Annotated in this window: 12 protein-coding genes and 1 pseudogene; 5 read left to right on the forward strand and 8 right to left on the reverse strand. The window is 48.5% G+C overall.

Annotated features, from left to right (window positions below; translation table 11 throughout):
* Nucleotides 1-88 precede the first annotated feature (88 nt).
* From CPY98_RS12345 to yceD, 4 genes and pseudogenes are all read right to left on the reverse strand, one after another.
* Nucleotides 89-1039, reverse strand: coding sequence for a beta-ketoacyl-ACP synthase III (locus CPY98_RS12345; RefSeq protein WP_025797189.1), 951 nt, complete (start codon nt 1037-1039; stop codon nt 89-91).
* Nucleotides 1040-1045: 6 nt separating this feature from the next.
* Entirely contained in the window at nt 1046-2080 is a 1035-nt protein-coding gene (gene plsX / locus CPY98_RS12350) for a phosphate acyltransferase PlsX (RefSeq protein ID WP_025797191.1), read from the reverse strand.
* 27 nt (nt 2081-2107) lie between these two features.
* Nucleotides 2108-2279 (reverse strand): annotated as a pseudogene (rpmF, locus tag CPY98_RS12355) (50S ribosomal protein L32).
* Between the two features lie 16 nt (nt 2280-2295).
* The gene (yceD, locus tag CPY98_RS12360; protein ID WP_040046509.1) at nt 2296-2817 is read right to left on the reverse strand and encodes a 23S rRNA accumulation protein YceD; all 522 of its coding nucleotides are present in this window, start codon (nt 2815-2817) and stop codon (nt 2296-2298) included.
* Nucleotides 2818-2958: 141 nt separating this feature from the next.
* On the opposite strand from yceD, the gene CPY98_RS12365 reads away from it, so the two are divergent.
* Nucleotides 2959-3558 (forward strand): nucleoside triphosphate pyrophosphatase, encoded by a 600-nt coding sequence (locus tag CPY98_RS12365; protein WP_096387912.1) that lies wholly within the window; start codon nt 2959-2961, stop codon nt 3556-3558.
* 40 nt (nt 3559-3598) lie between these two features.
* Here the strand turns inward: CPY98_RS12365 and rluC are convergent, their stop codons facing one another.
* Entirely contained in the window at nt 3599-4558 is a 960-nt protein-coding gene (gene rluC / locus CPY98_RS12370) for a 23S rRNA pseudouridine(955/2504/2580) synthase RluC (RefSeq protein WP_025797197.1), read from the reverse strand.
* A gap of 607 nt (nt 4559-5165) precedes the next feature.
* Here rluC and rne point away from each other — a divergent pair.
* Nucleotides 5166-8594, forward strand: a complete 3429-nt coding sequence (rne, locus tag CPY98_RS12375) for a ribonuclease E (protein ID WP_096387914.1) — start codon at nt 5166-5168, stop codon at nt 8592-8594.
* A 393-nt stretch (nt 8595-8987) separates the two neighbouring features.
* Here rne and CPY98_RS12380 read toward each other — a convergent pair whose 3' ends face one another.
* Nucleotides 8988-9278: a putative quinol monooxygenase gene (locus CPY98_RS12380; protein WP_043493705.1), complete on the reverse strand. Its 291-nt coding sequence runs from the start codon at nt 9276-9278 to the stop codon at nt 8988-8990.
* 258 nt (nt 9279-9536) lie between these two features.
* Between CPY98_RS12380 and pyrC the strand changes: the two genes are divergently transcribed.
* The 3 genes from pyrC to fetB all read left to right on the forward strand — a co-directional run bounded on the left by pyrC (nt 9537) and on the right by fetB (nt 12080).
* Complete coding sequence (pyrC, locus tag CPY98_RS12385; RefSeq protein WP_096387916.1) at nt 9537-10583, forward strand: dihydroorotase; 1047 nt, start codon at nt 9537-9539, stop codon at nt 10581-10583.
* 79 nt (nt 10584-10662) lie between these two features.
* Nucleotides 10663-11325 carry an iron ABC transporter ATP-binding protein FetA gene (fetA, locus tag CPY98_RS12390; RefSeq protein WP_043493708.1) on the forward strand — a complete coding sequence of 221 codons (663 nt, stop codon included), beginning with the start codon at nt 10663-10665 and terminating at the stop codon, nt 11323-11325.
* The gene (fetB, locus tag CPY98_RS12395; RefSeq protein WP_046457439.1) at nt 11322-12080 is read left to right on the forward strand and encodes an iron export ABC transporter permease subunit FetB; all 759 of its coding nucleotides are present in this window, start codon (nt 11322-11324) and stop codon (nt 12078-12080) included. The genes fetA and fetB overlap by 4 nt, the downstream gene beginning before the upstream one ends.
* A 72-nt stretch (nt 12081-12152) precedes the next feature.
* Here fetB and fumA read toward each other — a convergent pair whose 3' ends face one another.
* Both fumA and CPY98_RS12405 read right to left on the reverse strand, forming a co-directional pair.
* Nucleotides 12153-13799: a class I fumarate hydratase FumA gene (gene fumA, locus CPY98_RS12400; RefSeq protein ID WP_096387918.1), complete on the reverse strand. Its 1647-nt coding sequence runs from the start codon at nt 13797-13799 to the stop codon at nt 12153-12155.
* A 353-nt stretch (nt 13800-14152) separates the two neighbouring features.
* Nucleotides 14153-15259 carry a glycerol dehydrogenase gene (locus tag CPY98_RS12405; RefSeq protein ID WP_025797210.1) on the reverse strand — a complete coding sequence of 369 codons (1107 nt, stop codon included), beginning with the start codon at nt 15257-15259 and terminating at the stop codon, nt 14153-14155.
* Between the last annotated feature and the right edge of the window lie 150 nt (nt 15260-15409).

Genomic DNA, 15409 nt, shown 5'->3' on the forward strand with positions numbered 1-15409 from the left:
GATATTCTTTTTATAACCAACGAGTTAAATATTGTTACCCTGTAACTTATGCAACAATACTCATGCCAACGTCAGAAAATCTTAACGATTAAAAACGAACCAAAGCAGAGCCCCAGGTGAAACCACCACCAAAAGCTTCCAGCAGAATCAGTTGTCCACGCTGAATGCGACCATCACGTACGGCCTCATCTAACGCGCAAGGCACGGATGCCGCAGATGTGTTTCCGTGACGATCTAAAGTCACGATCACGTTTTCTAACGTCATGCCCAATTTTTTCGCGGTTGCGCTGATGATGCGCAGGTTAGCCTGATGCGGAACCAGCCAATCCAAATCGCTACGCTCAAGATTATTCGCAGCAAGAGATTCGTCGACGATATGCGCGAGTTCAGTGACGGCCACCTTAAACACTTCGTTACCCGCCATAGTCAGATAAGCCTGATCTTCGGTGTAACGCTGGCGATTTGGCAGAGTCAGCAACTCGCCATAGTGCCCGTCAGCATGGATATGAGTCGAAAGAATACCCGCTTCTTCAGATGCACCGAGTACAACAGCACCCGCGCCGTCACCAAAGAGGATCACGGTGCCACGATCGGTCGGATCTAGGGTACGGCTCAAGGTATCAGAACCGATCACCAGCGCATGTTTAACCGCGCCGTTTTTAACGTACTGGTCGGCAATACTCAGCGCGTAGGTAAACCCTGCGCAGGCAGCGGCAACGTCAAAGGCCGCACAGCCTTTGATATCCAGCATCTGTTGCACCTGACACGCCGCGCTTGGGAACGCGTGCGTTGCCGATGTGGTAGCAACAACGATCAGGCCAATATCATTTTTGTCGAGGCCAGACATCTCAAGCGCATGTTTCGCCGCTTCAAATGCCATGGTTGATACGTTTTCATCCGGCGCAGCGATGCGACGTTCGCGAATGCCTGTACGGGAAACAATCCACTCATCAGACGTTTCAACCATACTTTCTAAATCGGCGTTGGTACGCACTTGTACGGGCAGGTAGCTCCCCGTACCGAGAATTCTTGTATACATGTACGATCAATCACTCTTGGGTAATATCGCCTCAAGGCGCAGGGCAATTCGCTGTGGAATTTGCCTTTGCACCGCCTGCACAGCCTGTTCGATAGCGACAGCGAACGCTTTTTGGTTCGCCGCGCCGTGGCTTTTAATCACGGTGCCACGTAATCCTACCAGACAAGCTCCATTATACTGGTCGGGGTTCAAATCACCGAAACGCTTAGCAATTCTTTTTTGTATCAAGCGCCCCAATAATTTTAACCACCAAGAGCGCTTGCGCTTCTCTCCTGGTGATTTGAGAAGGGATAGAAACATACGTACCACCCCCTCCATCGTCTTTAACGTAACATTACCCACGAAGCCGTCACAAACCAACACATCTGTTTTGCCTGTCAGCAAATCATTACCTTCCAGATAGCCGATATAGTTAATCGCTGGCGTGCTTTTGAGCACAGCGGCGGCTTCGCGGATATTGTCTAAACCTTTAAACTCTTCTTCACCAATGTTCAGCAGGGCGATACGTGGCGAGGTTATGCCAACGATCTCTTCCGCCATTACCGCACCCATCACGGCAAACTGCACTAACATGGCACTACTGCTTTCAACGTTAGCGCCCAAATCTAGCACTACCGTCTTACTCTTTTGCTGATTCGGTAATACCGTCATCAGCGCTGGACGCTCAATACCATCTAGCGGTTTAAGCATCAATTTCGCCAGTCCCATCAGCGCGCCGGTATTCCCCGCACTGACAACGGCCTGAGCCTCGCCATTCTTCACTAAATCAAGCGCGATACGCATCGATGTTCCTTTGCTGGTGCGGATAGCATGCGAAAGTTTAGCATCGTTGGGTATAACTGATTCAGCAGGGATCACACGCAAACGTTGTTGAAGCGCAGGTGCTGCTTTAGCAAGATAAGGTGCGATGGCGTCGGGTTGTCCGACAATTAGAAGGTATAGCGACGAAGTAGACGCCAGTGCCTGCAAAGCTGCAGGCACTGTGATGCAAGGACCGAAATCCCCGCTCATAGCATCTAACGCGAGGGTTAGACGAGTCAAAGTATCGCCTTGTAAATACTAAAAGTATTACTTAACGATAACCTTGCGACCGCGGTAGAAACCGTCCGCAGTGACATGGTGACGCAGGTGAGTTTCACCGGAAACCTTGTCAACAGAGACGGTAGTCGTGGTCAGCGCATCGTGTGAACGACGCATACCACGGCAAGAGCGGGTTTTTTTTGTTCTGTTGTACGGCCATTGACCTTACTCCTTGATTACTTACGCTTTAAACTGGCTAATGCGGCAAATGGATTTGGTTTGTCTACCTCAGGAGGCAGTTTACCAAATACCATGTCCGCGTCGGACACTTCACAGTGTTCAGATTCATGCACCGGAACTACCGGCAGGGCGAGGATGATTTCATCTTCAACCATTGCCAGCAAATCGACTTCACCAAAATCGTTGACTTCGATCGGCTCGTAAGCTTCCGGCAATGCCTCAGCCTGCTCGTCATTGGCGACCGGGCTGAAACAATACGTTGTATGGACCTGCTGTTGGAACGTCTGATTACAGCGCTGACAACATAACGTTACCGCTACATCGGCATGGCCGGTAATCACCGCTAACCGCTGGTTATCAATATTAAATGACAACGACACGGCAACATCGCTATCCACACTGACCACAGATTCAGCAACTCGCGTTACCTGCTCAGACGAATAGAAACCAACGTAATCTAATCGTTTCTGTGCAGTACGAACTGCATCAAGGGTCAAGGGTAATTTTACCTTTTGCATAGGGCGCGCATATTAACTTTGTAAAGACCGAGAGTCAAAGGAAAAGGCCTTGCAGGCACACTTTCCCTCCAATATTCGCTTCCTGAGCGGCGGACAGTTTAAAATGTCAGATTCAATTACGCCATGCTTTATGGAAAAAATATGTCACCTTTAATTTTAGCCTCTACTTCGCCCTACCGCCGAGCTTTACTTGAAAAGCTCGGTGTTGAATTCATTTGCGCCGCGCCCGACACGGATGAAACCCCACAAGATGAAGAGTCAGCAACCGATCTCGTCCAGCGCTTAGCACAAGAAAAAGCACACTCTCTGAGCGAAAAATTCCCTAATCATTTTATTATTGGCTCCGATCAGGTCTGCGTTATTGATGGGAAAATCGTCGGAAAACCGGGGTCGATTGAGAATGCGCATCAACAATTACGTGCCGCTAGTGGAAAAGTCATTACCTTTTATACCGGCCTCTGCGTGTTAAATAGCCATACAATGCAAAGGGAAATAGTGTGTGAACCTTTTCACGTACATTTTCGCCCCTTAACCGATGACGAAATCCACGCCTATATTCAACTCGAGATGCCGCTGTACTGTGCCGGTAGTTTTATGTGCGAGGGTGCCGGTATATTGCTGTTTAGCCAGCTTGAAGGCCGCGATCCTAACGCATTAGTGGGTTTGCCTCTAATTGCTCTCAACGAAATTCTGCTTAAATTTGGCTATAACGCATTGCTTAAAGGTAAAAATAAAGCATAAAAAAAGCCGGAATAATCCGGCTTCGTTAATTTATCAGCGACTAGCTGGCTTTGGTTTTACGCAACACATCGAGACAATGGCGCAATTTCTTGTCCATAGGGGCTTCCACCCGCATGGTTTCGCCTGTATTCGGATGTTCAAAGCGTAATGCGGCAGCATGCAAGAATAAGCGGTCTAGGCCAGTTCCCTTCAGCTCAGCATCAAAATCACGATCGCCATAGCGATCGTCAAAGGCAATCGGATGGCCAGCATGCAGTGCATGCACGCGGATTTGGTGAGTTCGGCCCGTAACAGGACTCGCCTTCACCAAGGTTGCATGCTCAAAACGCTCTTCAACTTTAAAGCGCGTTTCAGACGGTTTGCCTTCAGCATTGACCCGAACAATACGTTCGCCGCTTTGCAGAATATTTTTGAGTAGCGGCGCCTGCACGACTTTACAATGCGACTGCCACTGGCCACGAACCAGCGCCAAATAGTCTTTCTGCATCCCTTTCATGCGCAGTTGCTCATGCAACGCGCGCAGTGCAGAACGCTTCTTAGCGACCAATAATACACCGGAGGTTTCACGATCTAGGCGGTGCACCAGTTCAAGAAAACGCGCTTCAGGACGTAATGCGCGCAGTCCTTCGATAACACCAAAGCTTAAGCCACTGCCGCCATGCACGGCGGTACCCGACGGTTTGTTCAGCACCAGTAGATGATCGTCTTCAAAGATGATGCAATCATTCAGCGCAGCTACTTTGTCCAGCTTCGCCGACACGGGAGCCTCGTCTCGTTCGGCAATTCGCACCGGTGGAATTCGAACTTCGTCGCCCGGCTGTAATTTATATTCTGGCTTGATGCGTTTTTTATTAACTCGCACCTCGCCCTTACGCACGATGCGATAAATCATACTTTTTGGCACGCCTTTCAGCTGATTGCGCAAAAAATTATCAATACGCTGCCCTGCCTCATCGGCGGCAATCGTGACTAACTTTACTGAGGTGTTATTCATATTCATGGACGCGATTTTAAAGAGGCATTCAACGGCATGCCACTTCTTTTTTGAGCTAACGGCAGATTATCGCGAAAGGTGAGAATGATGAGAGCTGGGAGAACGTTTGCGCCCGCATTCTGCCTAATATACGAGCAACCAGACAGACTTGTTGTGAAGTACCGCAAGAATCTTCTTGATAAGGGTAAAAGTCGTCTTGCTATACAGGCCGTTGCAGTGGAATAATGACAAAGATTTCCGCGTTAATTCTCATTAAGACAGGGAAAACGACGGGATTTGACGTTTACTTGATGCCACAGAAATGCAGCAATGGCGTAAGACGTAGTGTGAAATCAAGTAATTAGCGGGCTGTGGGTAGCAGTCTGACCTAAAACATGGAATCAGCAATGCTGCATATTTTTGCAATTATTGACTGATAAACAGTGCTGTGTTTCACAAAGCTGTATTTTCGCTAAGAAACATAGGCTTACCGAAATATGCGCCCCTATGCAGGCGACAACCGTGAGGTTGACGACTTTGCGATAAGACTCGGGGTCATCGGTCTTCCTCTCGGTCAGGACGTTATTTTGCCCGCAGCTTAGTTGCCAATGCAAAAAAAATGAGTAAGTTGAAGATGAAAAGAATGTTGATTAACGCAACTCAGCAGGAAGAGTTGCGTGTTGCCCTTGTAGATGGACAGCGTCTGTATGATCTGGATATTGAAAGCCCAGGTCACGAACAGAAAAAAGCGAACATTTACAAAGGGAAAATAACCCGTATTGAGCCAAGTCTGGAAGCTGCTTTTGTAGATTACGGTGCTGAACGACATGGTTTTCTCCCCCTCAAAGAAATTGCCCGCGAATATTTCCCAAACAATTACTCCTCACATGGCCGTCCAAACATCAAAGATGTTTTACGCGAAGGTCAGGAAGTTATTGTTCAGGTTGACAAAGAAGAGCGTGGCAACAAAGGCGCAGCACTGACCACGTTTATCAGCCTTGCTGGTAGCTACTTAGTACTGATGCCTAATAACCCACGCGCTGGCGGCATTTCTCGTCGCATCGAAGGTGATGACCGCACAGAATTGAAAGAAGCCCTTTCTTCTCTGCAGTTACCTGACGGCATGGGCCTTATCGTTCGTACCGCAGGCGTTGGCAAATCAGCCGAAGCGCTGCAATGGGATCTGTCATTCCGTTTGAAACATTGGGATGCCATTAAAAAAGCCGCTGAAGGCCGCCCTGCTCCGTTCCTTATCCATCAGGAAAGCAACGTTATTGTTCGCGCATTCCGCGACTACCTGCGCCCAGACATTGGCGAAATCCTGATTGATAATCCAAAAATTCTCGATCTGGCCAAACAGCATATCGCCGCGCTGGGACGTCCTGATTTCAGCAGCAAGATTAAACTCTATACCGGTGAAATCCCGCTGTTTAGCCACTACCAAATCGAATCTCAGATTGAGTCAGCGTTCCAACGTGAAGTTCGCCTGCCTTCCGGCGGCTCCATTGTTATTGACTCCACTGAAGCCCTGACAGCTATCGACATCAACTCCGCACGCGCTACACGCGGTGGTGACATCGAAGAAACCGCATTCAACACCAATCTTGAAGCCGCTGATGAAATTGCTCGCCAGTTGCGTCTGCGTGACCTTGGTGGCCTGATTGTTATCGACTTCATCGATATGACGCCAGTTCGTCATCAGCGCGAAGTTGAAAACCGTCTGCGTGACGCTGTTCGCCAAGATCGCGCGCGTATTCAGATTGGTCGCATCTCTCGCTTTGGCCTGCTTGAAATGTCTCGTCAACGCCTCAGCCCATCATTGGGTGAGTCAAGCCATCACGTTTGTCCGCGCTGTAACGGCACCGGCACCGTGCGTGATAACGAGTCACTTTCACTCTCCATCCTGCGTTTGATTGAAGAAGAAGCGCTGAAAGAGAACACCAACGAAGTTCACGCGATCGTCCCTGTGCCGGTTGCCTCTTACCTGCTGAACGAAAAACGTGAGTCTGTTAGCGCCATCGAAAAACGTCAGGACGGCGTTAAAGTTATCGTTGTGCCTAACGACCAGATGCAAACTCCGCACTACAACGTAGTTCGTGTGCGCAAAGGTGAAGAGACCAGCACCCTAAGCTATTTGCTGCCTCAGCTGCATGAAGCGGAAACGCTGACCGCCGAGGAAGAGCCGGTTCTGGAGCGTAAACGTCCAGAACAGCCAGCGTTAGCCGCTTTCTCACTGGATGTTGAAGCACCTCCTGCTGAAACAGCGGCTCCAGTCGTTGCAGCGCCTGCGGCGAAAACCGCAGCACAGCCAGCAGCGCCCGCGCAGCCAGGCTTGATTAGCCGTTTCTTCTCTGCACTGAAAAATATGTTTGCAGGTTCTGAACCTGAGCAAAAAACCGCTGTAGAAGTTACAGCGCCAGTTGAAGAGCCTCGTCGCCAAAATCAAGATCGTCGTAACAATAATCGTCGCCAGAATGGTCGTCGTGATCGTAACGATCGCTCTGACCGTAGTAATGACCGTAACGAACGTAACAACGATCGTAACGACCGTGGTGAACGTACTGAACGCAGCAACGAGCGTAATAACGACCGCAACAGCAACCGTGAAGACCAGCGTCGTAACCGTCGTCAGTCAACACAACCAGCTAATGCTGAAGTGAACGCTGAAACTGCCAACGTTGAACAACGTGATGAGCAGCAACCTCGCCGTGAGCCGCGTAATAACGATCGCCAACGTCGCCGTACTGAAGATAAGCGTCAGGCCCAGCAGGAAGTTAAAGCGCTGGAAAACAACGATGCCGCAGTAGCGAATGAAGCTGAAGAGAACAGCCGCGAAGAGAATCAGCACATGCCGCGCCGTCAGCGTCGCCAACTGACTCAGAAAGTTCGCTTTACGACTCAGGCTGAAGACGATGCCGCCGCTGCTCTGGCCAAAGCATCTGTCCCTGCCGTTGTTACTGCGCCAGTGGTTGCTGAAACCGCACCACAAGCTGAACCAGCACTGCAGCAAAACAGTGATGATGAAGGGTTCCGTGATAACCGCCAAGGTGAAAACGGTATGCCACGTCGTTCACGTCGCTCTCCTCGCCATCTGCGTGTGAGTGGCCAACGTCGTCGCCGTTATCGTGATGAGCGTTATCCAACTCAGTCGCCAATGCCGCTGGCATTTGCAGCAGCATCACCTGAGATGGCTTCTGGCAAGGTGTGGATTAGCTATCCAGTCGCACAGCCGGCAATCGCGGAGACAGAGGTTGAAACACAGGCTGTCGCTATTGAACAACCGATTGAACAGGCACCTGTTTCGCCGGTTAACGAATCTGTAGCTGAGCATGTTGCTGAGCAGCCTGTCATCGTTGAAGAGTCTGCTTCTGAATCTGTAGTCGATGTTGAGCCTGTTGTTGAATCAGACGTTGTTGAATCAGACGTTGTTGAGCCAGCCGCTTCTGCGCCAGTTGTCGAGAAACCGGTCGCATCCGATCCGGTCGTTGCGACCTCAGCGGCAGCAGTTCCAGCGGCGTTTGACGCCATCGTACCAGCACAAGTCATCCATGACGAACCCGCTACTGTTGAAGAAACAACATCAGTAGTTGAAGAATCAGTTGCCGATGACAAACCAGTTGTCGTTGAAGCCGCAGTGGTTGAAGAAACTATTTCTGAAGCGCCTGTCGTAACAGAAACCACAGTGGCAGAATCTGTCGTTGAAGAAAACGCGGCTGAAGAGACTCACGCTGAACCAACGACCATTGACGCAACTGCGGCTGAAACGCCAGTGGTTGAGGAAACGACAGTTGAAGAAACCGTTGCTCAGGTAGTTGTTGAAGAGCCTGTTGTTCAGCCAGTCGTAGCGGCGAAACCTGTCATTGTCGTTGCAGCTAAGGCTCAGCGCGTAGCATCAGCGCCGATGACCAAGGCTCCAGCGCCAGAGTATGTACCTTCTGCGCCAGTCGTCAGCAACTGGCAGCGCCCTACTCTGGATTTGCAGAGCAAAGGCGGTGCCGGTGGACATGCGGCGGTAAGCCAAGCAACGGCGCCAGCGACTAAGCCACCAGCGGTTACTGACTAATCAGCTAGTGCATTAAATAAAAAACCCGCCGATGGCGGGTTTTTTTATATCGATACATTGAGTAGGAATATATTTACCAAATAACAAAAATCATTCTCAATTATTTAATAATACATATTATAATTAATTAGCGTAATAATTAATCATCGTTTGAGCTATGATAAGTTTCTTACAGATGAAATTTAATTTGGCTAGAATTTCTAGTACCGCACTGTATTATGCCCGCACAGTCTCCGGCTGCATGATGCAATGGGCATTAAGGAAAACCTTAGCCCCCGGAGACTGGCTATGCCCATGAAGTCTGTATCAAGAATGGGCACCTAATACACTATATTTTGACATCTAATATAAATACGCCCAAATATATAGTTATTAACACACCAGCTTTATATATCAGGCTATCTGATGTAGTACTTTAATATCGAGTGTTTCCAGTTTTCCCTCAACTTCTTTTACGAAGTTCTGGAAATGAACGGTGTTATTATGACGATCAACCGCTTCCTGAGACGCCCATACTTCGAAGAAAACATAGGTTCCTTTATGTCCAATCTCCTCATGGAGGTCATATTGGATATTGCCCATTTCTTGTCTGCTTGGCTCAACGACACGCTCAACCGCGCTGTGAATAGCCGCTTTGTGTTCAGGTTTAGCTATTAAAGTTGCAACTATACGAACTTCACTCATCGTGGTGCTCCTTTTTTCATGTCCACTGAATTCATTCATGTAAAACCTATTGCCAGACTACGCTTTTTATCACACAAAATCCTGCTGGAATTATATGAATTATCAATAGATCACAACAAACGAGTGCATCTTAGTCCATTTGCCCTTATCCTTATCCCCCGCCACAAAAACACATTTCCATCCCCCTGTTGGAGTGTGTCTCGCAAGATCTGTATCGTCAACATCACTCATGACAGCATTGTCAGACGGAGCCTTGTAATGACCGTAATGCAGCACGCCCTTAAGATCCGCCGCCCAGATGACTGGCATCTCCATCTTCGCGATGACGAAATGCTGAAAACCGTTTTACCACATACTAGCCAGCACTTTGCCCGTGCTATTGTGATGCCTAATCTGGTTCCGCCGATCACCAGCATTGCTCAGGCACAGGCCTATCGCCAACGTATTCTTGATGCTGTTCCAGCAGAGCATAACTTTACGCCACTGATGACCTGTTATTTAACCGATGGCTTAGATGCCAATGAGTTAATCTCTGGCCATGCCGATGGCGTATTTACCGCTGCCAAGCTTTATCCCGCAAATGCAACCACCAATTCCAAGCATGGCGTAACCTCCGTGCCAGGGCTTTACCCTCTATTTGAGCAAATGCAGAAAAGCGGCATGCCGCTGCTTATTCATGGCGAAGTCACACTGCACGATATTGATATTTTCGACCGCGAGGCGCGTTTCATTGACGAGGTGATGCTGCCATTACGTCAGAATTTCCCTGAGCTAAAAATTGTCTTCGAACATATTACCACCCGAGAAGCCGCCGAGTTTGTGACTGAAGGTGATGAGTATCTCGCGGCCACCATTACGCCACAGCACCTGATGTTTAACCGTAACCATATGCTGGTTGGCGGTGTCCGCCCGCATTTATTCTGCCTACCAATATTGAAGCGCAGCACCCATCAAGAAGCCCTGCGTAAGGCCGCTACCAGCGGTAACACACGCTTCTTCCTTGGCACAGACTCAGCGCCTCATTCACGGCAGCGTAAAGAGTCTAGCTGTGGCTGTGCGGGGGTATTTAACGCACCGACAGCGCTCCAAGCCTACGCAGCGGTATTTGAACAAGAGAATGCACTACAGCACCTCGAAGCATTCTGCTCTCTCAATGGCCCCGAGTTCTATAACTTGCCAGTTAACGACAGTTATATTGAGTTGGTACGTGAACCCGTTACTATCGAAGAATCTATTCCCTGCGGCGATGATACGTTAATCCCATTCTTGGCTGGTGAAACCGTTCAATGGACGGTAAAGGCCTAGACTCGCGCACAGAGTGATACCTAAAAGTTAAATTAACCCACTCCTCAGAGTGGGTTAATCAATTAAAATGGAAGATAAAATGAATAATACGGAGAACCTACTTGAGCTCCGAAACATTTGCTTTAGCGCAGACCAGCAGATCATTATCGATAATCTCTCACTTACGCTTCAGCCCAAAGAGCTTAAAGTTATCACTGGCCCTTCTGGCTGTGGTAAAAGCACCCTGCTAAAAATTATCGCCTCGCTGTTTCCTCCAACCTCGGGCGATATTTTTCTCAAAGGTAAAAATATCCTCACTCTGAAACCAGAGGCGTATCGCCAGCAAGTTTCATACTGCTTCCAAACCCCCATTTTGTTCGGCGATACGGTCAAAGATAATCTTCAGTTTCCCTATAAAATCCGCGGCGATAAAGTTGATCTAGAAAAAATAAAGCGTGGGTTGTTACAATTCGATCTTCCTCTGCACTCGCTAGATAAGAAAATCGACGATCTCTCTGGCGGAGAAAAACAGCGCGTTGCTTTGCTACGCAACATTCAATACCTGCCAAAGATCTTACTGCTGGACGAAATAACCAGCGCGCTAGACGATAAAAATAAGCAAATCGTGCATCAGGTGATTGATGATTTAATTACCCACGCCGGCATTGCTGTTTTGTGGGTCACCCACAACAGCGACGAAATCAGCCAGTCTCATAACCTTCTGCGCATGACAAAATACGAAGCACCAGAGGCCAAACAATGAGCGAACATAACATCACCGACCAATCGTTAATCATGGCATTAGCCCTTGTAGCTATTGCCCTGCTTATCAGCGGTAAAGAAAAACTCGGGTTAGAGAAGGATATTATCTGGAGCGTTACCCGTGCGATTATTCAGCTCATTATCGTTGGCTACGTACTTAAATATATTTTCAATATCGACCACGCGCTGCTCACACTGTTGATGGTGCTTTTTATCTGCGTCAACGCGGCCTATAACGCTAAAAAACGTAGCAAAGGTTTAAGCCATGCTTTCGTTATTTCTCTTATTGCTATTGTGACCGGCACCGCGCTCACGTTAGCCGTTCTGATCGGCAGCGGCTCCATTACGTTCACCCCCATGCAGGTCATTCCTATCTCCGGCATGATTGCAGGTAATGCGATGGTTGCCGTTGGATTATGCTACAACAACCTGCGCCAGCGATTTGCCGATGAGAAACAGAAAGTCCAAGAAATGTTGAGCCTTGGCGCGACGCCTAAGCAATCATCTGCTGCAATTATTCGGGCCAGTATTAAAGCCGCATTGATTCCCACCGTTGATTCAGCCAAAACGGTTGGCTTAGTCAGTCTACCAGGGATGATGTCTGGTTTGATTTTTGCTGGGGTCGACCCGGTAAAAGCGATCCGCTATCAAATTATGGTGACATTCATGCTGCTTTCAACGGCCAGTCTTTCAACCATTATTGCAGGCTATCTTGCATATAAGAAATTTTACTCCGATCGTTCACAGTTATTGTAAATCCGCATTTCAATAGCAAAAAGCCCTGCATCATCAGCAGGGCTTTTTATTAGACGCTATACCGGCAATCAGTTATTTCACGCAGCGCGTACACTGCTCTGATTGGATCACTTGGAAGAAGTCGTTACCTTTGTCATCAACTAAAATAAACGCAGGGAAATCTTCAACTTCAATTTTCCAAATAGCTTCCATACCCAGCTCTGGGTATTCCAGACACTCAAGGCTCTTAATACTCTGCTGAGCCAGCACCGCCGCTGGGCCACCAATACTGCCGAGGTAGAAACCACCGTGTTTTTTACACGCATCCGTGACTTGCTGGCTGCGATTACCTTTTGCCAACATCACCATGCTGCCGCCGTTGGCCTGAAGCAGATCAACGTACGAGTCCATACGGCCAGCCGTTGTTGGGCCTAAAGAACCAGACGCATAACCTTCTGGAGTTTTAGCCGGGCCCGCATAATAAATAGGATGATCTTTAACGTATTGAGGCAGGTCTTCACCGTTATCTAAGCGCTCTTTCAGCTTCGCATGGGCAATATCACGACCAACAACAATAGTTCCGCTCAGCGACAGACGGGTGGAAACCGGATACTGAGAAAGCTGCAGCAATATTTCAGACATCGGACGGTTCAAATCAACCTTAACCGCTTCGCCCTCACCGGCTTTACGCAGGTGTTCAGGAATGTATTTACCCGGATTGCTTTCCAGTTTTTCAATCCAAATACCATCGCGGTTAATTTTCGCCTTAATATTTCGATCCGCAGAACAGGAAACCCCCATACCAACAGGACACGATGCGCCGTGGCGAGGCAAACGAATAACGCGCACGTCATGAGCGAAATATTTCCCACCAAACTGAGCACCCAGCCCCAGATTCTGCGCTTCTTTCAGCAGTTCTTGTTCCAACTCGATATCACGGAAGGCCTGACCATGCTCATTACCTTCGGTTGGCAAGCCGTCATAATATTTCGTCGAGGCCAGCTTCACGGTTTTTAGCGTAGATTCAGCCGAGGTGCCGCCAATAACAAACGCAACGTGATAAGGAGGACAGGCTGCTGTACCTAAGGTACGCATTTTATCCACCAGATAGTTTTTGAGCTTGCCTGGCGTTAATAGCGCTTTGGTTTCCTGGTAGAGATAGGTTTTGTTCGCAGAACCGCCACCTTTAGCAATGCATAGGAATTTATACTCATCGCCATCGACGCTGTATAAATCAATTTGTGCAGGCAGGTTGCTGCCGGTATTCACTTCTTTATACATATCCAGCGCCGCATTTTGCGAATAGCGCAGGTTATCTTCAATATAAGTGTTGTAGACACCACGAGACAGTGCCGCTTCGTCACCGCCGCCGGTCCATACTCGCTGGCCTTTTTTGCCTACGATAATAGCCGTGCCCGTATCCTGACAGGTAGGCAGAATGCCTTTTGCCGCGATCTCTGAGTTGCGCAGAAATTGCAGGGCAACATACTTATCGTTCTCGCTGGCTTCTGGATCGTCCAGAATTTGGGCGACTTGCTGCTGATGTGCAGGACGCAGCATGAAAGAAGCATCGTGGAAAGCATGCTGTGCAAGGAGAGTCAGCGCCTGCGGCTCAACCTTCAGGATTTCTTGCCCTTCAAACTCGGCAACGGACACATGATCTCGACTTAACAGATAGTATTCAGTCTCGTCTTTTTTCAGCGGGAACGGATCTTGGTAATGAAATGGCTTATTTGACATTTTTTTCTCACTTGCAACATCAGCTTCAGTAGATTCACACTCACGCGGCCTGTTCTTCGCCGGCTCACTGTGTAAAGAAAACACCACCACCTTACGTGTTTTTAGCCTGTTGATTCTTGAGCTAAATCCAAAATATACCCTCTAATTATAAAGGGGTACTTTTTGCATAGGTGCTTTCCGGCTTCACAGGGTGAGAACTGCGGGTACAGACTATTTGTATCTATATTTATTATCCCGCAGTTAACACAATGATTACAATCACCACAACCCGATCGGCATCTCAATGTGGCACATTACTGATGTAATGCGCACAAAAAAGCGGCCCTGAGGCCGCTTCACACAAATAATCTTGGTTATGCGTTTTTGTAGCGCTCAGCCAGCGCGTTCGCGGCAACCATCGCTTCATAAACGTCATCCACCGTCAATTCCATCGGCATATTGCCCATGGTATCACCGTCTGCGCAGGCAATTTCTGCTACCTTGCGCCATTCGGCCTCAACAAATGTTTTCAGACCCATGTCCTGCAGCGTCAGTGGCAAACCAGCAACTTTGATAATGCGCACGACTTCGTCGATTTCTGCACGCGGTGCATTCTCCAGCACCAACTGAGTGAGCAGGCCAAACACCACTTTTTCACCGTGCTGCGCGCGATGTAAATCAGGTACCGCTGACATACCATTGTTTACCGCGTGAGCCGCGGCTAAGCCACCGGCTTCTGCACCAACGCCGCTGAGGTAAATCGTCGCTTCAATGGTTTGTTCCAAAGCGGGTGTGGAGACTTTATTTTTCACCGCATCCATGGCTGCATCGACGTTTTCACTTAGCAGTTGATAGCAAAGTTGCGCTAAACCCAGACCCGTGCGGGAAGGCTTTTTCAAGACTAAATTGACACCGTCAGCGGCATAGCAGGCGCGAGCTTCAAAGTAAGTGGCTAATGCATCGCCCACGCCGGCGGCAAAGAAACGCACCGGAGCGGCGGCAATAATGGATGTATCCGCAATAACGGCATCTGGATTTTGTGGCAGGAATAGATAGCGCTCAAACTCGCCTTGCTCGGTATAAATAACGGCCAATGCAGTGCACGGTGCGTCGGTAGAGGCAATCGTTGGGAACAAAATGACGGGAAGTTTATGGTAATAAGCAACGGCTTTTGCAGAGTCCAACGTTTTACCACCGCCAATACCGACGATAACATTAGCCTGCTGAGCCTCGGCTAAAGCACCTAAACGTTTGATCTCAACTTCGGTACACTCATAATTGAATTTCTCACTTACGCCCTTCAATCCGGCTTGTTTAAGCCCAGCGATAGCTTCGTCATTCACGCGCTGTAAAATAAATTCATCGCTGATAATAAACGCATTATCGCCAAAATCTTTCACGTAATCATGCATCTGCTGAAGAAGACCACGTCCAATGACAAATTTTTTCGGTGAAGTAACCGTGCGAGGTGTTTTATTCATGGTGACACTCCTAAAAATGGCAGCGTGATTTGCTGAAGGTGATTTTTGTTAGGAAAATATTTACCTTTTTTAAAGGATACGCTTTCCTAGGCCCCTAAACTACCTTCAGGAGAAATAAGCTAACCATTTAGGGTTATCATTTTATCAAGA

This window comes from Hafnia sp. CBA7124 (assembly GCF_002355555.1).
In the GTDB taxonomy this organism is placed as follows: domain Bacteria; phylum Pseudomonadota; class Gammaproteobacteria; order Enterobacterales; family Enterobacteriaceae; genus Hafnia; species Hafnia alvei.